This is a genomic window from Microcoleus sp. F4-D5 (genome assembly GCF_036704885.1).
GTDB lineage: Bacteria > Cyanobacteriota > Cyanobacteriia > Cyanobacteriales > Microcoleaceae > Microcoleus.
This window is the reverse complement of the sequence record NZ_JAUBSX010000106.1, coordinates 1-21,292: the sequence shown is the minus strand read 5'-3', so window position 1 is coordinate 21,292 and position 21,292 is coordinate 1. Positions and strand designations below refer to the sequence as shown.

Below are 21,292 nucleotides of genomic sequence, written 5' to 3'. Positions count from 1 at the left end.
TGAGGACGCCCAGACATTTTAATATTCTCCTTTACTTTTCAGGTAACTCTAGCATAACTTTAGAAAAATGGTATTAGCTTGCGTTTAAGTGAAATTCGCTCCAAAAGTGGCTGGCATTCTTATTTAACAAGTGTGCTTGACCCAACAGTGCTACCTCCCTATGTCGTAGCAGATTTATATCGACAACGGTGGCGAATTGAAGAGGTTTTTAATACAGTTAAAAGGCTCTTAGGGCTGAGTTATTTATGGACAGGTTCACTCAATGGAATTCAGTTACAAATCTGGGGAAATTGGTTATTTTATGCTGTCTTGGTAGATTTAGGCGATGCTGTAGCGGATGAACTATCTTTACCTTTTGACCGGATTTCTTTAGAAATGATTTATCGCGGTCTTTATCATTTCTCTGTCGCTCATCAAAAAGGCAAGGCTATTCACTCTGTTAAGTATTTTGCTGCACCAGAAAATCTAGACTTAGGTATTGTTAAACAGCAGCGACAACCCAACATTAAATCAATTATTGCACCTTTTCCTGAACTTCAACGATGTTCTGAGCAGTTTTTCTTCCAAGCTTCTTCTCAAATCCCCTTGACATCTGCCTTTCAGCCTTAACTTGTCACCAATGGTCTTGGTGCAAGTTGAACAGGCGGGAGTAGAGATGTTCAGGCGCGATCGACAGGGGCAATGGGTGCTGTCCGAGTAGGGTTTGGGCGATTCTTTGCTACTTGAATCGGTTGGTGTAGAAATTGCGATCGCAGATTTGTACCGCCAAATACAGTTTTCTTAGTCTGCGGAGGCAGACTTTGTATGTGTAGAAGCGAATTGCATTCGCCCTATATTAGCCTGATATTCGCCCTTTTTCTTTATTTCCTTACAAAACTTGCCTGGGGGCGATCGGAATTTCAATAATAAACTCGCTCCCCTCTCCCGGTGCAGAAACGCAAGTCAACTTCCCGCCGTGAGAACTAACAACAATCGAGTGAGAAATAGACAATCCCAAACCTGTTCCCGAACCCACAGGCTTAGTTGTAAAAAACGGATCGAATATCTTGTGCAGCACCTCAGTGCTCATCCCCGGGCCGTTGTCAGCAATTCTAATTATAGCAGAATTCCTGTCTGTCACCTCTGTAGAAATTGTAATAGCAGGCTGTTTCTGAGAGCTTTCCGGGCAATCTCTGGCTAAGAGGAGAGCATCGATCGCATTTGTCAAAATATTCATAAACACCTGATTCAACTGAGACGCATAACAAGTAATTAGGGGTAGCGTGCTGTAATTTTTAATCACCTCAATTCCCAAACGCCCGCCCTCTTTTCTCAGGCGCGGTTGCAGCAGCATCACCGTACTGTCGATGCCTTGATGGATATCTACCGACTTCATTTGCGCTTCGTCGAGGCGCGAGAAATTCCGCAAGCTGAGCACAATATCCCGGATTCTTTCCGCTCCTACTTTCATGGAATCCAGCAGCTTTTGCAAATCTTCGCTCAAAAATTCCAGTTCTATTGTTTCTATTTCCTCTAGGATTTCATCAGCAGGCTCGGGATAGTGCTGCTGGTAAAGAGCGATCAATTTTAGCAAGTCTTTAACGTATTCGCTAGCCGGATTGAGATTGCCGTAAATGAAACTTACAGGATTATTAATTTCGTGAGCTACACCAGCCACCATTTGCCCCAAACTAGACATCTTTTCCGTTTGAATTAATTGAGCTTGAGTTAGTTTCAGCTCGCGCAAAGTTTGTTCTAAACGCTCGTTTTTTTCATTTAACTCCTGGGTTCGCTCTTGGACTTTCTGCTCCACTGAATTGTAAAGCAGAGCATTGTCCAAAGAAATAGCAACTTGGGAAGAAAGCAGCCTTAAAACTTCCAATCTATGGGAATTAAACGCCCCGACAGTTAAATTATTTTCTAAATAAAGAATACCGATTAGTTTGCGTTGATTGATGATCGGCGTACACAAAAGAGATTTGAGCTGGTGTTTGGCTACGTAAGGATCGGCAGTAAATCGTCCCTCAGCAGCCGCATTGCTCAACACCAAGTCCGAGCGAGTCCTTTCCACATAATTAATCACCGTCACAGGTAAATCCTGACATTCTTCAACAGGCGTAAATTGCAGCACCGCTACATCTTCAGCAACTACTGACGCTTTAGCAGAAATTAACAGTTTTCCATCTCTAAGCAAGATTAAAAAACCGGATTGTGCGCCCGCGTTTTCCAGCGATATCCTCATCAAAGAAGCCAGCAACTTATCGAGTACAATTTCGCTGGAAATGGCCAGAGATGCTTTCATTACAGTTGCTAAATCCAGCACTCTCGCATCGCTGCCAGTAGAAGTATGAATAGTTGTTGTAGCTTGATTGTTGTTAAAACTTCCGTTGAGCGGGGTCATTTCCCGCAACTGCGGATACTTCTCTTCTAAATCTTCAACTTTGCGGACTGCGCCCCAGCGCAAGTAGCACGAGTGAGCTTCGCGCAAGTGGATTTTGGCATATTGATATTTGCCTTTACTCAACCAAAATTTAGCTGCTAGTTCATTGGCGAGTGCTTCATTTTGGACAAACTCATTGTCTTGGGCTAAATTTATAGAAAAATCGTACAGTTCTACAGCTTCTGAATCTTTCTTGGAAATTCTGGCTATTTCTGCTTGTACTAAAAGATACTTGTGCAGAAAATTCTCGGCACAGTTGTCTGACCAAATTTTCATCTGTTTTTGGTTTTCCTCTAACTTTTCCAAGTATTCCTTTTGCTTGTCTTCTGAAACATTTGGGAAAACAGCGGCTAAAGTTAGAGAAAAGAAAAAATTCCATTCGGTAGCGGGTATCGCTCCGGTAATAAAAGATAACTGTTTTTCTACTTCAAAAGCTAGTTGTAGCGCTTCGTTGAAGTTGCCGTACCAGTACATTACCTGGCATTTGCGAATCTGATAAAGGCAGAGCGAGTACAAATTTTGATGAGCTTGACAGTTGTGTACGTATTCAGCTTCGCTGATATCTTCGCTTTCAAATACAAACTTTTCAGGAGTTAGTTTGCTCAGGTTACGCAGGATTAACTCTACCCCTAATAATATATCGGTTACGAGCTGATTTTTGGTTTTTTGGCTGAACTGCAAATACCTGCTCGTGTCGGCCAGAATTTGCGAGATTTCTTTACCTTGAAAAAATGAGTTAGCTATGCGGTTGGACAGGATATAACCCGCATATTCTAAATCTCCTGATTCTAAAGCTGCTTGATATCCTTCATTGCTGATCGCGTGGGAATCTTTGATGTGGTTGAACCAGTAATAAAAAATACTGACCAGGGATGAACAAGCTCTGCACTTCAAGCCGATATTGCCAGATTTTTCGCTGAGATTCAGCGAGAGCAAGCCGAATTGATACGCCGCTTTGTAATCTCCCGAAACTGCGTTTAAGAACATACCGTAGCCAGCATAGCAAAGAGAGGCTTCGGGTACTAAACCGTATTGTAGAGAAAGATTTACTCCTTTTAAAACGCTGACTTTCCACAAGTCGGGATTTTTGAGGTACGCCGATGTGAGCAAGTTTGTAATTAATTTGACTGCAACTTTTTTGTCGGGTACAGTCATTTCGGGGGCGTCAATTAGGGAAGCTATTTCTCTACCTGCTAAAATATTTGTAGCTGCTGCAAATTCTTCGGATATGACTTTTTGTAGCCCGTCTAGCGGTAAGTCAATGCCTAGCAAGTCCAAAGCTGTGATTCCGGCTTTAACGGCTTCTTCGTACTTCGCCCGCAGGGTGTACTGCACGATCAGCAGGTTGTAAATTTCTACTTTTTCTAAGGCCGATCGCGCTTTTTCCAAAGTTATGTTGATAAATTCTTCAGACTTCTCGAAATAACCGTTTAAATACTCAACATTTGCCCGCTCCATGTGCAAGGCAAAGGCTAAATCGTAGTGGGCATCCCAAATATCGGCGCTCAAACCGTCCATGCCTGCGGTCAAATACTGCAAGGCCGCAACATAAGCAGTGGCATCTTTGGCTCTGCGGGCCGCGTCTAAATTCAGGGTTGCCAGTTCAATTAATTCTCGATCGTCTTTAATTAGCGATCGAGCCACATTCAAGTGATCGACTAATTCAAAAATTCTGTCAGCGCGATATTCAGCCGGAGTGTTTTCGAGGATTTGCCTGCCTATTTTCAGGTGAACTGCCTTTTTTTGCGAGTCGTCAATCAGAGCGTAAGCTGCTTGCTGTACGCGATCGTGTAAAAATTTATAATTGAGAATTAACAGCGGAAACAGCACGTAATCTAATGACTTGCTTTCCAATTCCGAAGTTGGCAGGATCAGTCCCGACTTAATCGCTGGCAACAGGTGAGAAAAAGTTTCCGAGGCTTCTTTTTCATTAATTAAAGAAAGAGTATTCAAGTCAAATTCGTTGCCCAAACAAGCGACTAAACGCAAAACCTGCTGCGTTGAACTTGGCAGTTTTCTCAATTTTTGTACCATCAAATCTACTACATTGTCAGTGATAGCGCACTGCTCAATTTGAGTCATATCCCAATGCCAGCCGCCCTTGCTCCCCGACTGAGGCGGGTGAAAAACTAGCAGGTTTTCCTGATACAATGTTTGCAGGAATTGATTGACAAAAAAAGGATTGCCGTCGGTTTTGCTGACTACCAGTTCAGCTAAGGGTTTGACAGATTCTCGATCGCTGTGCAAAGTCTCGGCAATCAAATGAGTGATGTTTTCCACTCCCAGCGGCGACAAAGCAATCTGATTAACGATGGCTTCCTGATTTCGCAGCGTCTCCACAGTCATCATTAAAGGATGAGTCGGACTGACTTCATTATCCCGATAAGCGCCAATTAAAAACAGATATTGTGTAGCTTCATCTGTCATCATCAATTCGATCAGTTTGAGAGTAGCAGAATCAGCCCACTGCAAATCGTCCAGAAAAATTACCAGCGGATGTTCTGGCTGGCAAAATACGCGAATGAAATTTTGAAATACTAAATTAAAGCGGTTCAGAGATTCCGTCGGGCCCAATTCAGCTACAGGAGACTGAGGTCCGACAATTAGTTCAACTTCCGGAATTACATCAATAATAATTTGTCCGTTTTGACCGAAGGAACTGCGGAGTTTTTCGCGCCAACCGGCTAATTGAGTTTCGCTTTCAGTTAACAGTTGCCGCACCAATTCCGAAAAAGCGCTGACAACTGCCGAGTAAGGAATAGTCCGCTTGTACTGGTCAAACTTTCCCCAAATAAAATAGCCGCGCCTGCGGGTAATAGGTTTGTCTAAAATCTTCACCATTGCAGATTTGCCAATGCCGGAATAACCGGCAATCAGCATCATCTCGCTGCGGGATTTATGCTGTCCTCTCGCCACCACTGACAGGGAAATTTCTTTTTTCGACGATTTGATCTCTTTCTTGATAACGGAAATTTGGGAATCTTCGATGCGATAGCCTCGATTATTTGTTGCTGCTACCCGTTCAAATGCAGCTAAAAGAGTTTCAACTTCTCGCTGTCTGCCGTAAAGTTTTTGAGGAATTTGAAATTTGTCGGAAATATCTTGGCTGCCGAGAGCAAACTCGGAAATAAATTCAGAAGTTTGCAACTGAAACAGACAGGATTCCAAATCTGCTTTCAGTCCCCAAGCACTTTGATAGCGATCCTCAGCGGTTTTTGCTAACAATTTCATCACAATATCTGAAATAACTTGAGGAATTTCAGGTGCAATTTCAGCGAGAGGTACGGGCTGTTTTGCGATGTGACAGTGAACTAACTCCATTGGATCTGTAGTGGTAAAAGGGAGCTGTCCTGCGAGGATTTCATAGAATGTGACGCCGAGGGAATAAAAATCTGTGCGGTAATCAATTATCCGGTTCATTCTGCCAGTTTGTTCTGGCGACATATAGGCTAAAGTACCTTCTAAAAAATTTGTATTTTTATTCGTAATGTTTTCTAGATTTGAGGCAGTTGAAATGCTAAAATCTATGAGTTTAACTTGTCCTGTAGCAGGATTAAAAACTATATTAGAGGGGTTAATATCTTTATGAATTACATTTCTGGCGTGAATTTCTCCTAAAGTTTCTGCAACTTTGATTGCCGTAGTCAAAAATCCTAAGATGGTAAATTTTTGGGTGGTCATAAAAATTTTTAAAGATTCGCCACCAAAATCTTCTAAAATCATTGCCAGACTATTTCTAACCTGCAGCAACTTGTACACTTTGACAACTCCGTCCAGCAGCTTTAAGTTGGCAGTAATGTCATATTCGCGCTTGTATCTATTCAGTTCTTCAGGAGTCGGATAGTCTTCTTTGATAAGTTTGATAATAACAGGTTGATTGTCCTGCTCGTTGTGGCCGCGGTAAACCAGGGAAGTGCTGCTTTCATAAATGAGAGCGAGAACTGCAACGCCGGGAATTGCCATCATAGTTGGGTTCTCTCAAATTAGGTGTGCTTGGTCAATGTTACAGGACTGACGCGCGGCGGGCTAGAAACCGGGTTTCTTCGTTGCTAGTCGTTGACAAACCCAAGATTTTTTCGTATAAACCGGGTTTCTTTTCGTAAATCCTATGTTATTCTTCATTATCGCTCAAGAGCTATCTTTTGGGATGTGCGGGAAGGCAACCCTTGACAGCAAAGAGCTGCTGACAAAACCGCGCTGGGGCTTTCGTTACCTCAGCAGTTAGGTTAACAAGATCGCAAATACAGTAGTTGTGCAAGGATTTACTGTAATACTCGATCGCCGCGCTGACAACTAAATCATCTCAGCTTCCAAGCAATTGCTTGATTTTAACCGCTCGCCACCACATCTCGTGAAAATACGCAAGTGCTGAAAGATTTATTTTTTCGGTGACAAGGCGCGAATTGTGGGTGCTAAAAAAACCGGGCGGTGCAAGTCTTGACTGCAATTCGCGGCCGAGGCGCTGAGGGAAGTAAGTGTTGCTTCTGGAGCCGGAATTTCCTTCAATTATATCTATTTTGCTCATCGATTAACAATTTTAACTGACCGTTAAAGCAAAGTAAATTTGACAAAAAATGCAGAATTATTGCACCTTGTCTGGTGCGCGGTAGCGAACCCTACATTAATCAAATTTGCCTAACTCTTAAGAAAATTTGAGGAAAGATTAAGAATTATTGCCATAAAACCCAGGTAAAGTTGTTTGAATTGCAAGTCAAATCCCAAGCAGCAAAAGCGTTTGAGCATTTCCCAAATCTCTCGATCCTCAGAAAGTTAGTATTTCTAAAGGATTCATCCGGTGAGAAAATCAGAAACAACCTTAAAATTTAGCAGTAATCGCCCGATCGGGCAATTCTCAAGCAGCACCAGGAAAAATACCTATGAAATTGGCTTATTGGATGTACGCAGGGCCAGCCCACATCGGCACTTTGCGCGTTGCCACTTCCTTCAAAAACGTCCATGCAATCATGCACGCACCGATTGGAGACGACTACTTCAACGTCATGCGTTCCATGCTGGAAAGGGAACGGGACTTTACCCCGGTAACTACCAGCGTCGTTGACAGACACGTACTCGCCCGCGGTTCCCAGGAACGGGTGGTGGACAACATCACCCGCAAAGACAGAGAAGAACACCCAGATTTGATCGTGCTCACCCCGACTTGCACCTCCAGCATTCTGCAAGAAGACTTAGAAAACTTTGTGGGGCGAGCTCAATTGGATGCCAAAGGCGATGTATTGCTGGCGGATGTCAACCATTACCGCGTCAACGAACTGCAAGCGGCCGATCGCACTTTAGATCAAATCGTCCAATTTTACATCAACAAAGCCCGCAAAAAAGGCGATTTGGAAGGTAAAAGCGAAAAACCATCGGTCAACATTATCGGTATGTCTACGCTGGGTTTCCACAACCAGCACGACTGCACCGAGTTGAAGCGTTTGATGGCAGATTTGGGCATTGAAGTCAACGAAGTTATTCCCGAAGGTGCTTCGGTTCACAACTTAAAAAGACTGCCGCGGGCTTGGTTTAACTTGGTTCCTTATCGGGAATTGGGGATGATGGCCGGGGAGTATTTGCAAAAAGAATTCGGCACGCCGATGGTGGATATTACGCCGATGGGTGTGGTAGAAACTGCGCGCTGTATCCGCAAGATTCAGCAAGTTTTGAACGCTCAAGGTGCGGATGTTGATTACGAAGATTTCATCGACCAACAAACGCGGTTTGTGTCCCAGGCTGCTTGGTTTTCGCGATCGATCGACTGCCAAAACTTAACCGGCAAAAAAGCCGTCGTATTTGGCGATAATACGCACGCTGCGGCGATGACGAAGATTTTGGCTCGCGAGATGGGAATCCACGTTGTGTGGGCAGGAACCTACTGCAAACACGACGCTGACTGGTTCCGGGAACAGGTTAGCGAGTATTGCGATGAAGTGCTGGTGACGGACGATCACGGGGCGATCGGAGATGCGATCGCCAAAGCGGAACCTTCGGCAATTTTCGGCACCCAAATGGAACGCCACGTTGGTAAGCGGTTGGATATTCCCTGCGGCGTAATTGCTGCACCGATTCACGTCCAAAATTTCCCGATCGGCTACAAGCCATTTTTGGGTTATGAAGGCACAAATCAGTGCGTAGATTTGGTGTACAATTCCTTTACTTTGGGAATGGAAGACCACTTGCTGGAAATCTTCGGCGGTCACGATACGAAGGAAGTGATTACCAAGGGAATTTCGGCTGATTCTGATATGGGTTGGACGAAGGAAGGACAGGCTGAGTTGAATAAAATCCCTGGTTTTGTGCGGGGTAAGGTGAAGCGGAATACTGAGAAGTTCGCGCGCGATCGGGGAATTGATAAGATTACCGTTGAGGTATTGTACGCGGCCAAGGAAGCTGTAGGCGCTTAATTTGTAGGGCGGTCAGGGCATCTCTTGTGGATGCCCTTGCCGATCGATCTATAAAATCTTGGACAGCTCTCTTTCAACCCTTAATTGTGGAATTACTTCAGTGATTTTGAGAAGGAAGATTATTGCAGCATTAATTGCAATTGGTCTTATTGGCGGAACCGTTTATCTTGGCTTTCAGTCGGTAAAAGATAATCGTTTTGTAATTTGGTTCGGTCTTGCCTCTGCTATTGTCGCCCCCGTTGGTATAAACTTATTTAGTTACGCAATTAGCAGTTCTGATAGGGAAATCATACAGCAGCTTGCTAAAGTTCCAGACATCTAAAGGTTAATAGAGCAGGCTAAAACTCAGGAGGAAAAGATCCAAGTTCTCGAAGCAGAACGTTCACGACTTGCAGAAATTGTAAAAATTGAGTCGCGGCGACAAGCAGCCTTGGATAGAATACATAGCTTGGAGGGTGATGCTGTCAGGATTTTAGCTGAACTCGAAAATCTCGATAGAGAACTAATTTTAATAGATGAGCAGGTTGGCGAAAGTGCTATAAGTGAGGAAATTCGACGTTTAAGGGAACGTATAAAAGCTCGTGAAGATGGAGATGTCATTCTTCGACTTGGTTCGAGAGTTTATCGCATTGACCGAGATATTATCAAAGCCTTACCTTTCGGACTTGGAAACGCATTAATTGTATCTTTCCGGATCGCATAAAAGTTGGAAAAGTAAGTGCTACCTAAACTGCATCTGTCAAAAGGTTTAGCTGTACGGATGTATCCAATAAAAAGTTTATTCTTGAATAAATTTCTCCATTATTTCGACCCGCATTTAGTCAGATTCATCTTCCGATATTGCTTGATATTCCAAAAGCTGTTGCCCTCGGATAATCCACAATTTACCCGCAACTTCTGCGACCTCCAATCCGCGAATTAATATTTATACTGCCGCTTGCAAATCTTGCGGTTTCGATTGAGAAGGCAGACGCAGTAACACAATCCCAGAATAATCAGAAGGATTGTAGCGGAGGCGATTGCCAAACCCCCTATCCAAAGTCACCAAACATCTATCTTCCCTGCGACATATATCAATTAATAATTCATCCGGTGTTGAACTCAAATGTTGTTCCCGTACAGTCGCAACATCATGGCCAGCCAAACGTAACATCGAAACAACGCGGATGCTGCCCAAATTTTCATCAAGTTTTAACTTCACTTTAAAACTACCTTTTTTTCACCCAGAGGAATTTCTACATAATAATCTCTTGCCAACTCAGCCCCATAAGCAATGCAAGCCAAAACATCTTCTCGTTCAATTCCCGGATATTCCTCAAGCAATTCTTCCAAAGTCATGCCGCTAGCGAGAAAGTCAAGAATCAGAGAAACCCAGATGCGATGGCCGCGAATACAGGGTTTGCCAAAGCAGATATTCGAGTCGATTGAAATGCGAGACAGTAAATTATTTTGAGTCATGTCTTTTCACTTAAATATTAATCAGTTCTTGATTTTTTATTGATGATGCTTTGACAACTAAGACTCCACCAACATAATGAACTTCGCACTCTTCATCCATATTTGCCGGTTCGCTGTTGCCAGTTTCATCGGAGGGCGAAGCTACTTCCTGCTTTCTCCGCTGCCATAACAGGAAATCAGCAAAGTTGAGGATTTCTTGCAGTTCGATTTCAGAGAAATTTTTCAATTTTTCAACAATTTGTTCTTGGATAGGTATCACGGCTATTTTTTCCTTGCTTAACACGATCGCTAGATTCAGTTTAACACGAGAGAGAAGCGAGATCCCTTTTCCCACCCAGAGCGATCGCCCTCACACCTCATTTTGACTATCTTCTTGCTCAATCTCCTCAAAATTCACTTGTTCGTAAACATCAGATAGAGGAACTTCAACCTGGAAGGAATTAAACACTAAGGCCGTATCTTCCTCGTCATACTCGCTATACAACCATCTTTTATTCTCGGTTTTAGAATACTGTTCAACTTTAATTTTTGTTTGGTCAATCAGAATGTATTCTCGAAAAGAAGGAATAGTTTTGTAAAATGTAAACTTGTCAACTCGATCGTAGTTTTTAGTAGACTTTGATAAAACTTCCACAATTACTTGAGGGTTGGTAATCGTGTCTGTGCGATTGCTGCGGTACTCAGGCAGCCCAAAAATTACCATTACGTCGGGATAAGTGTAGAGTCGCACTTTTGGTATCCACAGACGCACGTCACCGATGAAGATGCGGTAATTCTGTTTTTTGAGAGCAAGACTTAAAGCAATGTACAAATTGCCAGCGATTTGATTGTGATTAGTAGATCCGCCTGTCATAGGAATAATTTCCCCGTCGAGATATTCGCTTTTGTACTCTGCTGTTTCTTCCAGTGCTAAATATTGCTCTTCTGTGCAGTAACGTTGCTCGGTTGTTTGCAAAGTGCCTGTCATCTTGATGTTCTCCCGCAACGATGTTGAACAAATATTTCTTTTGAGTACGCGCGTGCGAAGCTATCCCGTTCGCGAAGCGTTCCTGTTCCCCGTAGGGGTTCCCGTAGGGTAGGGAATCGCTAACTTAAATGATAACCTGCATTTCCAAAAAAGCGATCGCCCTTATTCCTCCCCGCTTTCTTCTGCCTCATTTTCCGCCTCATCAAAATTCACCTTCTCATAGACATCTGCCAGCGGCACTTCAACTTGAAAGAAATTAAAAACTAGCGTCGCATCCTCCTCATCGTATTGACGATACGACCACCGCTTGTTTGCCAACTTACAATACTGTTCTACGTAAACCTGGGATTTGTCAATCAGAATATACTCTTGAAATGTCGGCAGCGTTTGATAAAACTTAAACTTATCGCTGCGATCGTAAGCTTTCGTAAATTTCGATAAAACTTCAATAATAACTTGAGGATTCATCACAGTATCCTGACGATTATCGTAATACTCAGGTTTACCCGGAATTACCATCACATCGGGATAAGTATAAGTTCGCTTTTTCGGCAGCCACAGACGCACGTCGCCCATGAAAACATCACAGTCAAGTCCCTTAAGAGCAAGACGTAATGCTATGCTCATATTCAGAGAAATCCGATTGTGATTTGTAGTTCCACCTGTCATTGGAATAATTAGTCCGTCGCGATATTCGCTTTTATACTCTGCTGCTTCTTCAAGGGCTAGATATTCTTCGGGAGTGAAGTAGCGCTGTGCTGTTGGCTGTTCTGTTGCTTGTAGAATAGCTGTCACGGTTTTTCCCCAACTCAATTGATATTTTGCGTCCAGTTGAACAATGTCCGAAAGTACGGGCGGGCAGGATGCCCACCCCACAACAAAAACCATTCTTTGTGGAACAGGCATCTTGCCTGTTTTTGATAAGATTCCAACATCTACGATCGCCCTTCAATAACAAGCGAGCGATCGTACGCTTAGGGATGAGAATTAAATAAAATCCACTTTTCATGACTGTTGTGGGGTGGGCTCTTATAGCCCGTCTATCGGGGACGGGCTATAAGAGCCCATCCCACAAGAAAAAAGGGAAATTATTTAATTGACAATCCTTATCAACTCGCAACCAAAATTAATCGATCGGATCGAAAACTAAGGTCAATCGAACAGCCGGAAGCAGTTGTTTGAGAACTCGCAAATGACCCTCTGCATCAGACCAACTGCGAAACCGACCGACAACGACCCTTTGTAGATTTGGAAGCAAACGAACCACGATCCACGGTCTGAGACGTTTCTCATACGGCATAATAGGTGTATCTCCTTGTTAATTGGAGCCATAGCCAGTCCTGAGCCCTCGGAAAGCATCGGACTGGCTTTTGACTTTTGCATACTTAAGTTTAATCCAAATAAAGCAGTTTGACAACCGCAGCGGTCTATTGTGCAACTGTTACAGTCTATACAGCCCAAAAATTGACCTACAAGGTGCTAGCATCTGCCTTGCAAAGGTTGTGAGCAGTTAAACAGTGATCCGGTGGAGATTAGCAGTTGTCATGGCCGATCGGAATATCAGTAATAAGGAACTGGCTGTCCTAACCGGGATGAATCCCAGGTCTATTTCTCGGCTCAAAACTCGCCGTTACCTGACCAGAATAGACGCAGCAACGTTAAACGTTCTCTGCAAATCACTGAATTGCAAGCCCGGAGACTTAATGGATTACGAAGAGGACAATCCCGATCGAGGCTGAAATTTGAGGGCACAAGCAATCGCACTGTTTTGAGATAATTTGTACGATCGCCCTTCTCAAACCAAGGGCGATTCCCTTCGGGATAGCTTCGCACGCGCGTACTTCAATTACTCGCAACCAAAATTAATCGATCGGATCGAAAACTAGGGTCAATCGAGCAGCCGGAAGCAGTTGTTTTAGAACTCGCAAATGACCCTCTGCATCAGACCAACTGCGAAAGCGACCGATAACGACCCTTTGTAGATTCGGAAGCAAACGAACAACGATCCACGGCTTGAGACGTTTCTCATACGGCATAATAGGTGTATCTCCTTTGTTAATGGGAGCCATAGCCAGTCCTTGCTTTCCACGGCGGGGGACTGGCTTTTGACTTTGCACCTGTGGTGTGCTGTACAAATTATTGCACAAAAGGCCCTCATTGGTAGCAGAAAATTACTAAAATAGCGTTATAACACCGCGATCGGCGTAAACTTGTATGATTGGGAGCGTTCGCAAACAGTAAATATTGACAGTGAGCAAGCGCGTTCACATCACACTCCCCGACTACATCTATGAATCCTTAGAACTGTGGGCCGACCGGCAAGGTAGACCCACAGCTAGTTTGATCGCTTTTATCGTTGAAACGGCGGTGTTAGAAGCGAAAAAAAAGGGAGATTTACCTTCTGAACCGGAAAAGCCCAAAAGCGACACGTAAAGACTTCCCTCGTGGGTTACGGGTGCGTGTCGCCCGATCGCACTTATCGAAATTGATCAAAACTAGCATCAGCGCCCGCAGTTGGCGCCCAATCTTTAAAAGAATTCTCTGCTTTATCCTCGCGATCGTCTGTTAGTGCATAAGTCCTATCAGCAATCGAAAGTGCCAGTTATTTAATTGTCCGCCGGCTAGTCAGTTGCAGGGAAACTCACAGAAAAATATCATTCTCATTAACGAACTTTCGACTATACATTCAATCCTCTTGTGGGGCCGGCTTCTAGCCTGCCCCTAAAAGCTTATTGAGAATAGTACCCGATCTCAGGGGAAACGGAAATTGCATCCCAGGATTTCCTCCTTGAGGCCAATTGTGAAAACTGTACAGTTCGATCGCCCTCATCAATCCAACTTACCTAGATTAGACGCATCAACATATTTTAAAGGAATGACTTATGAACTTCACAGCAAGACTCACACAAACCAGCTTACTCGGTTTAATGCTATTTGCCAGCAATCCAGCGGCAACCTTTGCTATAGGACAATCGAACACAAGCACTGCCGCAACAGCATCTCGCACTCAGTCTCCGATTGAAACCATACAAATAGCTCATGTATCCACTCCCCAAAAACTGGTGAGGGATTTTTGTGCTCGCAAAAGACAGAAAGTAGCAAACTATTTCGAGACCAGCAACTTTCGGATTTATCTGTGCTACAACCACGCCAATCAACTATATTACTACGGCGTTAAAAAGAGTAACGGCAGCACGATCGCCCTGCGTGCTCGAACTGAAGAGGGGACTGGTTACGTGGCAAAAAATGGCGCATACGATTACATTGTTACAGGAGCTAGCCTCAGTATTTATAACAAAGGCAAACGCATTCTCGAACAACGAGTGATTCGCTCCCTTTAGTATTTAAATGCGATCGCGCTTTCAAGCCCCGACTTCTTCAAAAAGCCGGGGATCTAACAGAATATCCGGCTTTTCTGCTGAGGCAGACGAAAGTTTGTGTAATTTAACCTCTAACTCAAATGACCAAGAATTTCAAAGGTGGTACCCGCCACATGATTTATCCGTGGAATCAATCCAAAATCTAAAATCTAAAATCCTCAAGCCCCCGAATTTATCTCGCGCAAGTCAATCCAAAATCTAAAATCTAAAATCTAAAATCTAAAATCGCATGACTGGCGCTTCGCCACATTTGAGTTTGAGGTTAACAGGTTTCAACCGCCGAGTAATCTCAAAATAAAAAAACCCTCCCCAACAAGGAGAAGGGAGGGTGAAAAGACAGTGAGAAATTTAAGTTTTTGCAGAATTAACAATAAGGAGTTACATCTTCGCCACATTCGTCAGCCAAATAACACAAAGCTCGAAAGCGCAGCCCAACCACTTGCTCGTAAAGCGGATTTAACTTGCACAGCGGCGGAATGGATAATAAAGTGCGATCGCAAATTTTGACTTCTCGCTCAAACGGACACTGGCTGGGAATAAATTTACACAGCAACCGAGCCAACTTTTGACTTTTAATGGCAGTGTTATCAAGCCATTGTTTGAGCGGATGCAAGGGGTCAAAGTGTGGCTTTTGACCGTAATGTTGAGAATTTGTAGCGACATTAACTGCGGTTTCTTGTTTGCTAAACCCTACCCAATTTGGCAGAGTTCGGTAGGAGACTGTATGCTCAAATACGTTCATTTTGCTCTGTTCCTCTTTGATAACGAGGTGCCAAGAACTCTCTGTAGAGCTTGTGCTATATTATCTACAATCAGTATCTACAGCATCTCGTTTTGCTTTACCGGATTGAACTTCTTAAATTAATGACTTAGGGCGAGACAAGTAGTTCCTGATTTTTTTAGATACGGTGTGCGATCGAAAAAGTGTCCTCATTTCAAGCCCAACAATTTATCGCTCGGGTAAAAATTTTGCCTTCTACGTTTTAGCTTCAACCTTCGGTTGACTCTCCTTTTGTAGTTCAATTACAATTGTGACGCATTGAGGTGAATTATTCTATACGTGAAAATGCGGAACTTTTAATAAAACTTATCATATTTCTAAATAAGCTCTGCTGCAAACAACCCTGAAACCCCGCCCCAACTATCTTTGCTCGCGATCGCTCAGAAACTTCTACAATGAGAAATAATCGGTATCACCGCCCTCACCACCCATGAGCAACCCAGAAACCAAAGCGATCGCCCGCGAATTGCAAAGCCACGCCGCCATTCTCGGCGGCTTCGTCTCCCTCCTCTGGATTATCGAAATTGTCGATGTATTCCTGTTCCGAGGCAGGCTGAATGCCTACGGAGTCCGCCCCCGCAGCCTCGACGGACTTCAAGGCATCCTGTTCATGCCTTTTCTGCACGGCAGTTTTGCTCACTTAGCCGCCAATACCCTCCCTTTAGTGACATTGGGTTGGTTGATAATGCTGCGAGAAATTAGCGACTTTTTTATCGTGAGTGCCGTAACCGTGCTAGTCAGCGGATTCGGAGTTTGGCTGACTGGCGCGCCCTATTCCGTTCACATTGGTGCCAGCGGATTAATCTTTGGTTACTTCGGCTTCTTGCTGCTGCGGGGCTATTTTGAACGCAGCTTTACATCTATTTTGGTATCTTTAGTTGTCGGTTTCTTCTACGGCAGTTTAATTTGGGGAGTTTTGCCATCGCAGCCGGGAGTTTCCTGGCAAGCGCATTTCTTTGGCTTTGTCGGCGGCGTATTAACAGCTCAACTTTTGGGACGGCCGAAACGGGAAATTAGCTAGGATTAGGACTTGTGGTACACGGTATCATCACCTTAGTTTACTGCCCCGAAAAGGTGTAAAATGATAAATTTTTTGTCAATAAACCAGGTTTATTTTCTCATAATTGCGTCCCCGACAGCAAGACTAACTGCTGACCAATAATTCAACGCGGGCCGGCAAGCACACTGTAAAAACCGAACCGCAACCTAACTCGCTTTGAACGTGCATATCGCCCCCCATCATCACGCAAAAGTGACGGCTAATAGTCAATCCCAAACCAGTGCCGCCGTACTTGCGCGTAGTTGAGGCGTCGCCCTGCATAAAAGCTTGAAATAAATGCTCCATTTGTTCGGAGGAAATCCCAATGCCCGTATCAGCTACGCGAAAAATTATCAAGTCGGAAGGTTCTGCTATTTCTTGAGTTGTTAAGCTTTCATGTTTAACTCTTTTAATGCAAAGAGTAATAGTGCCGTGTTCCGTAAATTTAGCTGCATTGCTCAGCAGGTTGAGCAATATTTGACGAGTTTTGGTAATGTCAGCATACATTACTCCCAAATCGCTACCACAATCAACTTCAAACTTATTATAATTTTTATCTACCAAGGGTTTGACAGTAGAAACTACCTCGTCAATTAAATTAACCGGGTTGAAAGTTTCTAAGTACAGTTCCATCCGCCCCGCTTCTATTTTAGAAATATCTAGAATGTCGCTAATTAAAGATAGCAAGTGTTTGCCGGCAGTTTGAATTTTGTGCAAGTCGGGGATAAAATCTTCGCAACCTAACTCCTCGGCATCTTCTTTGAGCATATCGCTGTAACCAATAATCGCGTTGAGGGGAGTTCGCAATTCGTGGCTCATATTAGCTAAAAAGGCGCTTTTGGCTTGGTTTGCTGCTTGAGCTGTTTGAGCGACTTTTTGGAATTCTTCTGCTAATTTGCGCTGGGTAATATCTTCAGCAATACCGACGATGCGGTAAATTTCTCCAGTTTGGCTGCGGACTGGAAAAGCCCGATCGCGCACCCAGCAAACTGAACCGTCCGTTGGCGTAGCCCCCGTAGGGGATCGCACTACCCGATACTCCTCATCATAATCGCCCCGCACCTGCTTCTCAAAAGCAGCCTTGACGCGATCGAGATCCTCCGGGTGAATAGCATCCCAAAAAGCCTCCGGTTCAGAGTGCAACCTCTGACAGCTCAAATTCCATATTTTCTCGCAAGCAGGACTCACATAAAGTAGCCGCTTTTGATTGGGTTCTCTAATCCAAAATACCTCATGAATATTTTCTGCCAACTGACGAAACCGCTCCTCGCTAGCCCGCAACTTCTCCACAGCACTGTGAAATTCAGTCACATCCTGAATCAGCGATGCCACCCCGATAATGCTGCCGTCAGCATCAACCAAAGTTGTATTGTACCACTCGCAAAGAATTATTTTGCCGTCTTTTCTGATATTCTCGTTAATGCTACTAATTCCTCCTTTATTAGTTAGCAAAGTGATAGATAGTTGCCTGACATACTCTTTAGCGCTTTCAGGAACTATGAGATCGACTCCGTGGCGTCCCATTGCTTCCAAGCGGTTGTATCCAAAAATTCTTTCTGCTGACAAATTCCATTCCGCTACTTCAAAATTTAGATCCCATTCAATCGCCCCCAAAGGAGTTTGGTGAAGATGGAGAGCCAGTTTTTGCTGGGATTTTTGCAAATAAAGAATTAATTCATTTTTGTCGGCGATCGCAGATTCTACCCGCTCTTCTAGAGTAGTAAACGACTCTTCCAATTGACCGGCCATCGTATTAAAAGAGCGAGCCAGGACACCCACCTCATCCTCCCGGTCTGCAGACGCCATCAAGCCGGGATCTGCGGCCATCCCGTCCCATTCTCCTCGCGACAAAGCCTCCGCAGCCTTGCTCAGACGCTGAATCGGTACAACAATCCACTTAGAAGTCAGACCGCCAATGACCGTCGCCACCACCAAAGCACCGAAACACAGCAACACTGTGTAGCGAGTGTTGGCGTTAATCCTTTCCATAAAATCGGCTTCAGGAACAGCCACCACAATCAACCAATCGAGACCCCTGCTGTCTGAGAGCGGCGTCACCTGTAGAAATTGCCGTTGACCGTCGATCGTAAAATCTAACTGTCGAGAACTGTCAATTTTGCCCAAGTCCCCGAAGCGTTCTGTCAAATAGCGGGCTGCCGATCGAATCAGAACATTCTTGCTGCTCGTTGCCACAATCCGTTTCGGAACGCCGTTGCTAACAATAAATGGCGGTTCCAGAGTAGAATTAGCCACCAATTCCCCCGACCTTTCTACAATAAAAGTCTGTCCTGATTTGCCAATTTTTAGACTTTCCAAAAATTGATTGAGCTTGGAAAGTGCCAAATCAGAACCGAGGATGCCAATCAGTTTACCATCCTCGCTATAAACTGGTTGAGCAGCCGTAATCGCTAGTTTCGGAGCATCAAAATAAGTATAAATTTTACTCCAAGTCGGTTTCCCTGCCTGCACTGGAGCTATGTACCAAGGTCGGACGCGGGGGTCGTAGTTGAGAGTAGTTTTTAATAAGTTGGTTGCTTCCCCGAACTCTGATGGCGCGTAGCTTTGAAAGTTATAGCCAGTAGATTGATTAGAAATCTGAACTTGCAACTTGCCATCGTCGAGGCGTTCAACTCCAATAAAATCTTTTTGTTGAGAGGCGAATTGAATGTAGCTAATTTTATCAAAGGTTTTGATTTGTTGGGAGAAGTAGCGTTGCAAATTATCAGTATCCTGCACGTTCAAAATGCCGAGACGGATGGCATCGAGATTGAGCTGATTAATTTGGTGGGGTGTTTTGAGATAAGTATAAATATGTTGCTGGATGCGCGATGTGACTTCTGCCCGCAGTTGTGCGGCAACATCGTTAACAGCTATCCGCCCGTTCCGCAGCGACAGCCACCCCGTCAACCCTACCGCAGCGAAAGTCTGGAGGGCAAAAGGCACAACCAGGACGATGCGAATTGGCACTTGGCCCGACATTTTTAAAATCGGGTCGGTCAGATATTTGATTGGCATGGTAAAGCAGAACGATTATGAACCCACAACATTCCGGTCATTCGATTTTAGATTTTAGATTTTAGATTGACACCGCGGATAAATCCGGGGGCTTGAGGATGCAAGGATTTTGGATGCTTTCGATTGATTCCACGGATAAATCCGGGGGCTTGTACCATCAAGAAATTATTGGTCAAGTACAACTTGATGAGCGCAGGTTTTGAAGTTGAGATGATTTTAGCAGGCAAAGTGCTGTTAATAACTCGGAATCTGCCGCTGGCAACTGAGTTTTTAACGACTGCCACCGCCATCTTAGCGCGATCGTCCGCTTTGGGAACATTGGCGATCGAGATGAATGCAGTATCAATCCTGGACTCACTCTACACGCTCATACTATTATAGATTTGAGATTCAAGAATTAAAGAATTGGGAAAGACTGATTCTGTAAGGGCTTAGAATTGGTCGGCTGTTGCATTCTTTTTTTGAACTGGTATCTCACACCAGTTTTTTTTAGCGTTTTGGCGGTCTGCAACGAACTATTTTCCTGAAAAACAACCGATGGATCGCCGCCCTTGCGTCCAGCACTAACTATTTTTCCACTCCTGACGCCCGCTAATGAAACCAATCGAGTTTTTGGTTGACTCATTCCTGAAATGAGGTATTCTGAGGTTTCAACCGGGTTGCTGGCTCAGTTCTTTTTTTCCGATAGCGCGATCGTAAAGTTATAAGTTTTCACAGGAGCTTTAATTGATATCTCCACAAGCAGCTACTTTTGATAGAGTCCAACTTAATTCCGGCTCGGTACAATAAGCATAGTAGGATGCAACTAGCGGAGGCATGGATGATGAACGCAGTTATTGCTACTCTTGGCACTGCTCTTGGACTGAGTTCAGTTTTTATCGGTTTGACCCCGGCGGTTCTCGCCCAACAAAGAATGCAACCAGGGTTCCAAAATTCGGAAACGACTTTATCTGGGGACTCTCTGAGGACTGTGGAGGATAGAACTGTAGACGCAGACTACCAAAACTTGATTGGTGAACCAGAAACGCCGGCTAATTCTGCTAGAAGGGAAAGCAGCTTGGGCGACACTTTTCGCCTCAAAATCGATGGTCCGTTGGAATTTATTACTACTCCTTCGGACGCCCAGCGTCAAAGAAATCCTTTACCTCCAAAACAAACCGACAGCGGCACAGAAGCGGGAGTTCAACTTCAGCTAGGACTTTAGCAAGTTGAAATGAATTCATTGGAAGCAAGTGAGCGATCGCAAAACCAAATTTTGGATTCTCAGAATTCCTGTGACTGCGATCGCCTTTTTTTATGATTTTTATCACAATTTGTGTGCGTTGTCCATCACACCGCATCGCCGATTTTCAACAGAAAATTAGGACTATTAAACTTCCGATACAGACCGATTAGCTATATATCTTTACAATAGCGTATAAAACTGGTGGTGAAGGTGATGGGAAAGGCTCAACTGATCGATTATTTGCGAGGAGAGTTGGCGATATCGAATTCGGCGATCGCCGTAGCTCTCCGCCACGGTGAACCAGATGCCAGCCAATTGCCTATGGTTCTGTGGCAGTACGGGTTAGTTACGCTAGAACAATTAAACCTGATTTTTGATTGGATGGAAGCCCAGCCGATTTAGCAGTGTCCAATTTTGAATTGAAAAATATGATATCGGATTGCAAATTTTTGACAAATAAAGCTTGCACAAACGGTCGTCAAAAAGTATATGGTTAAGTGTTTAGGTTGAGGGTGGGTATTATTTTATACCCCACATTCCGCAGATATTCGATCGAATTTTTTAATCAGTTGTGAAAACTTGTCAGCCCAATGCTTTTTGGCTGAAC

General features: G+C 44.1%; 20 protein-coding genes and 1 pseudogene. 11 read left to right on the top strand and 10 right to left on the bottom strand.

Going from position 1 to position 21,292, the window contains the following annotated elements; translation table 11 throughout:
* Positions 1 to 72: 72 nt before the first annotated feature.
* A pseudogene (locus QUA80_RS30230) lies at positions 73 to 609 on the top strand (transposase); the annotation flags it as partial.
* Positions 610 to 868: 259 nt separating this feature from the next.
* On the opposite strand, the gene QUA80_RS30225 reads toward QUA80_RS30230, so the two are convergent.
* Entirely contained in the window at positions 869 to 6,385 is a 5,517-nt protein-coding gene (locus QUA80_RS30225; RefSeq protein WP_333428638.1) for an AAA family ATPase, read from the bottom strand.
* 911 nt (positions 6,386 to 7,296) lie between these two features.
* On the opposite strand from QUA80_RS30225, the gene bchB reads away from it, so the two are divergent.
* The 3 genes from bchB to QUA80_RS30210 all read left to right on the top strand — a co-directional run bounded on the left by bchB (position 7,297) and on the right by QUA80_RS30210 (position 9,523).
* Positions 7,297 to 8,820, top strand: a complete 1,524-nt coding sequence (gene bchB, locus QUA80_RS30220; RefSeq protein WP_333428637.1) for a ferredoxin:protochlorophyllide reductase (ATP-dependent) subunit B — start codon at positions 7,297 to 7,299, stop codon at positions 8,818 to 8,820.
* Between the two features lie 58 nt (positions 8,821 to 8,878).
* Positions 8,879 to 9,142: a hypothetical protein gene (locus tag QUA80_RS30215; protein WP_333428636.1), complete on the top strand. Its 264-nt coding sequence runs from the start codon at positions 8,879 to 8,881 to the stop codon at positions 9,140 to 9,142.
* 108 nt (positions 9,143 to 9,250) lie between these two features.
* On the top strand, positions 9,251 to 9,523 hold the full coding sequence (locus tag QUA80_RS30210; protein ID WP_333428635.1) for a hypothetical protein: 273 nt from the start codon (positions 9,251 to 9,253) through the stop codon (positions 9,521 to 9,523).
* A gap of 222 nt (positions 9,524 to 9,745) precedes the next feature.
* On the opposite strand, the gene QUA80_RS30205 is transcribed toward QUA80_RS30210, so the two are convergent.
* The 6 genes from QUA80_RS30205 to QUA80_RS30180 form a co-directional block, all read right to left on the bottom strand.
* Entirely contained in the window at positions 9,746 to 10,021 is a 276-nt protein-coding gene (locus QUA80_RS30205; RefSeq protein WP_333428634.1) for a DUF5615 family PIN-like protein, read from the bottom strand.
* Positions 10,018 to 10,278 carry a DUF433 domain-containing protein gene (locus tag QUA80_RS30200; RefSeq protein ID WP_242723171.1) on the bottom strand — a complete coding sequence of 87 codons (261 nt, stop codon included), beginning with the start codon at positions 10,276 to 10,278 and terminating at the stop codon, positions 10,018 to 10,020. The genes QUA80_RS30205 and QUA80_RS30200 overlap by 4 nt, the downstream gene beginning before the upstream one ends.
* Before the next feature lie 10 nt (positions 10,279 to 10,288).
* Positions 10,289 to 10,537 (bottom strand): hypothetical protein, encoded by a 249-nt coding sequence (locus QUA80_RS30195; RefSeq protein WP_333428633.1) that lies wholly within the window; start codon positions 10,535 to 10,537, stop codon positions 10,289 to 10,291.
* A gap of 90 nt (positions 10,538 to 10,627) precedes the next feature.
* Complete coding sequence (locus QUA80_RS30190) at positions 10,628 to 11,245, bottom strand: Uma2 family endonuclease (protein ID WP_333428632.1); 618 nt, start codon at positions 11,243 to 11,245, stop codon at positions 10,628 to 10,630.
* Positions 11,246 to 11,407: 162 nt separating this feature from the next.
* Entirely contained in the window at positions 11,408 to 12,151 is a 744-nt protein-coding gene (locus QUA80_RS30185) for a Uma2 family endonuclease (RefSeq protein ID WP_333428631.1), read from the bottom strand.
* Between the two features lie 220 nt (positions 12,152 to 12,371).
* Positions 12,372 to 12,545: a hypothetical protein gene (locus QUA80_RS30180; RefSeq protein WP_333428630.1), complete on the bottom strand. Its 174-nt coding sequence runs from the start codon at positions 12,543 to 12,545 to the stop codon at positions 12,372 to 12,374.
* Positions 12,546 to 12,762: 217 nt separating this feature from the next.
* On the opposite strand from QUA80_RS30180, the gene QUA80_RS30175 reads away from it, so the two are divergent.
* A complete protein-coding gene (locus QUA80_RS30175; RefSeq protein ID WP_015178556.1) occupies positions 12,763 to 12,984 on the top strand; it encodes a helix-turn-helix domain-containing protein in 222 nt (73 codons plus the stop codon).
* Positions 12,985 to 13,107: 123 nt separating this feature from the next.
* Here QUA80_RS30175 and QUA80_RS30170 read toward each other — a convergent pair whose 3' ends face one another.
* Positions 13,108 to 13,314: a hypothetical protein gene (locus QUA80_RS30170; protein WP_333428640.1), complete on the bottom strand. Its 207-nt coding sequence runs from the start codon at positions 13,312 to 13,314 to the stop codon at positions 13,108 to 13,110.
* A 181-nt stretch (positions 13,315 to 13,495) separates the two neighbouring features.
* Between QUA80_RS30170 and QUA80_RS30165 the strand changes: the two genes are divergently transcribed.
* On the top strand, positions 13,496 to 13,678 hold the full coding sequence (locus QUA80_RS30165; protein WP_015178554.1) for a ribbon-helix-helix domain-containing protein: 183 nt from the start codon (positions 13,496 to 13,498) through the stop codon (positions 13,676 to 13,678).
* A gap of 449 nt (positions 13,679 to 14,127) precedes the next feature.
* Complete coding sequence (locus tag QUA80_RS30160) at positions 14,128 to 14,586, top strand: hypothetical protein (RefSeq protein ID WP_333428629.1); 459 nt, start codon at positions 14,128 to 14,130, stop codon at positions 14,584 to 14,586.
* Between the two features lie 403 nt (positions 14,587 to 14,989).
* Here the strand turns inward: QUA80_RS30160 and QUA80_RS30155 are convergent, their stop codons facing one another.
* Positions 14,990 to 15,367 carry a Mo-dependent nitrogenase C-terminal domain-containing protein gene (locus QUA80_RS30155; protein ID WP_333428628.1) on the bottom strand — a complete coding sequence of 126 codons (378 nt, stop codon included), beginning with the start codon at positions 15,365 to 15,367 and terminating at the stop codon, positions 14,990 to 14,992.
* 469 nt (positions 15,368 to 15,836) lie between these two features.
* Here QUA80_RS30155 and QUA80_RS30150 point away from each other — a divergent pair, with 469 nt between their 5' ends.
* On the top strand, positions 15,837 to 16,427 hold the full coding sequence (locus tag QUA80_RS30150) for a rhomboid family intramembrane serine protease (RefSeq protein ID WP_333428627.1): 591 nt from the start codon (positions 15,837 to 15,839) through the stop codon (positions 16,425 to 16,427).
* Between the two features lie 123 nt (positions 16,428 to 16,550).
* Here the strand turns inward: QUA80_RS30150 and QUA80_RS30145 are convergent, their stop codons facing one another.
* The gene (locus tag QUA80_RS30145) at positions 16,551 to 19,460 is read right to left on the bottom strand and encodes a PAS domain S-box protein (RefSeq protein ID WP_333428626.1); all 2,910 of its coding nucleotides are present in this window, start codon (positions 19,458 to 19,460) and stop codon (positions 16,551 to 16,553) included.
* A gap of 186 nt (positions 19,461 to 19,646) precedes the next feature.
* On the opposite strand from QUA80_RS30145, the gene QUA80_RS30140 reads away from it, so the two are divergent.
* The 3 genes from QUA80_RS30140 to QUA80_RS30130 all read left to right on the top strand — a co-directional run bounded on the left by QUA80_RS30140 (position 19,647) and on the right by QUA80_RS30130 (position 21,087).
* The gene (locus tag QUA80_RS30140; RefSeq protein WP_333428625.1) at positions 19,647 to 19,841 is read left to right on the top strand and encodes a hypothetical protein; all 195 of its coding nucleotides are present in this window, start codon (positions 19,647 to 19,649) and stop codon (positions 19,839 to 19,841) included.
* Between the two features lie 439 nt (positions 19,842 to 20,280).
* Complete coding sequence (locus QUA80_RS30135; RefSeq protein ID WP_333428624.1) at positions 20,281 to 20,664, top strand: hypothetical protein; 384 nt, start codon at positions 20,281 to 20,283, stop codon at positions 20,662 to 20,664.
* A 234-nt stretch (positions 20,665 to 20,898) separates the two neighbouring features.
* Positions 20,899 to 21,087, top strand: coding sequence for a DUF2949 domain-containing protein (locus tag QUA80_RS30130; RefSeq protein WP_333428639.1), 189 nt, complete (start codon positions 20,899 to 20,901; stop codon positions 21,085 to 21,087).
* The last annotated feature ends 205 nt before the right edge of the window (positions 21,088 to 21,292 follow it).

Excerpts from the sequence above, each read along its gene's own strand:
- QUA80_RS30130 (WP_333428639.1), top strand. The coding sequence starts at position 20,899 with ATGGGAAAGGCTCAACTGATCGATTATTTGCGAGGAGAGTTGGCGATA.
- QUA80_RS30225 (WP_333428638.1), bottom strand. The coding sequence starts at position 6,385 with ATGATGGCAATTCCCGGCGTTGCAGTTCTCGCTCTCATTTATGAAAGC.
- QUA80_RS30135 (WP_333428624.1), top strand. The coding sequence starts at position 20,281 with ATGATGAACGCAGTTATTGCTACTCTTGGCACTGCTCTTGGACTGAGT.
- QUA80_RS30180 (WP_333428630.1), bottom strand. The coding sequence starts at position 12,545 with ATGCCGTATGAGAAACGTCTCAGACCGTGGATCGTGGTTCGTTTGCTT.
- QUA80_RS30150 (WP_333428627.1), top strand. The coding sequence starts at position 15,837 with ATGAGCAACCCAGAAACCAAAGCGATCGCCCGCGAATTGCAAAGCCAC.
- QUA80_RS30155 (WP_333428628.1), bottom strand. The coding sequence starts at position 15,367 with ATGAACGTATTTGAGCATACAGTCTCCTACCGAACTCTGCCAAATTGG.
- QUA80_RS30200 (WP_242723171.1), bottom strand. The coding sequence starts at position 10,278 with ATGACTCAAAATAATTTACTGTCTCGCATTTCAATCGACTCGAATATC.
- QUA80_RS30185 (WP_333428631.1), bottom strand. The coding sequence starts at position 12,151 with ATGCCTGTTCCACAAAGAATGGTTTTTGTTGTGGGGTGGGCATCCTGC.
- QUA80_RS30145 (WP_333428626.1), bottom strand. The coding sequence starts at position 19,460 with ATGCCAATCAAATATCTGACCGACCCGATTTTAAAAATGTCGGGCCAA.
- QUA80_RS30160 (WP_333428629.1), top strand. The coding sequence starts at position 14,128 with ATGAACTTCACAGCAAGACTCACACAAACCAGCTTACTCGGTTTAATG.
- QUA80_RS30170 (WP_333428640.1), bottom strand. The coding sequence starts at position 13,314 with ATGGCTCCCATTAACAAAGGAGATACACCTATTATGCCGTATGAGAAA.
- QUA80_RS30140 (WP_333428625.1), top strand. The coding sequence starts at position 19,647 with ATGAGCGCAGGTTTTGAAGTTGAGATGATTTTAGCAGGCAAAGTGCTG.
- QUA80_RS30190 (WP_333428632.1), bottom strand. The coding sequence starts at position 11,245 with ATGACAGGCACTTTGCAAACAACCGAGCAACGTTACTGCACAGAAGAG.
- bchB (WP_333428637.1), top strand. The coding sequence starts at position 7,297 with ATGAAATTGGCTTATTGGATGTACGCAGGGCCAGCCCACATCGGCACT.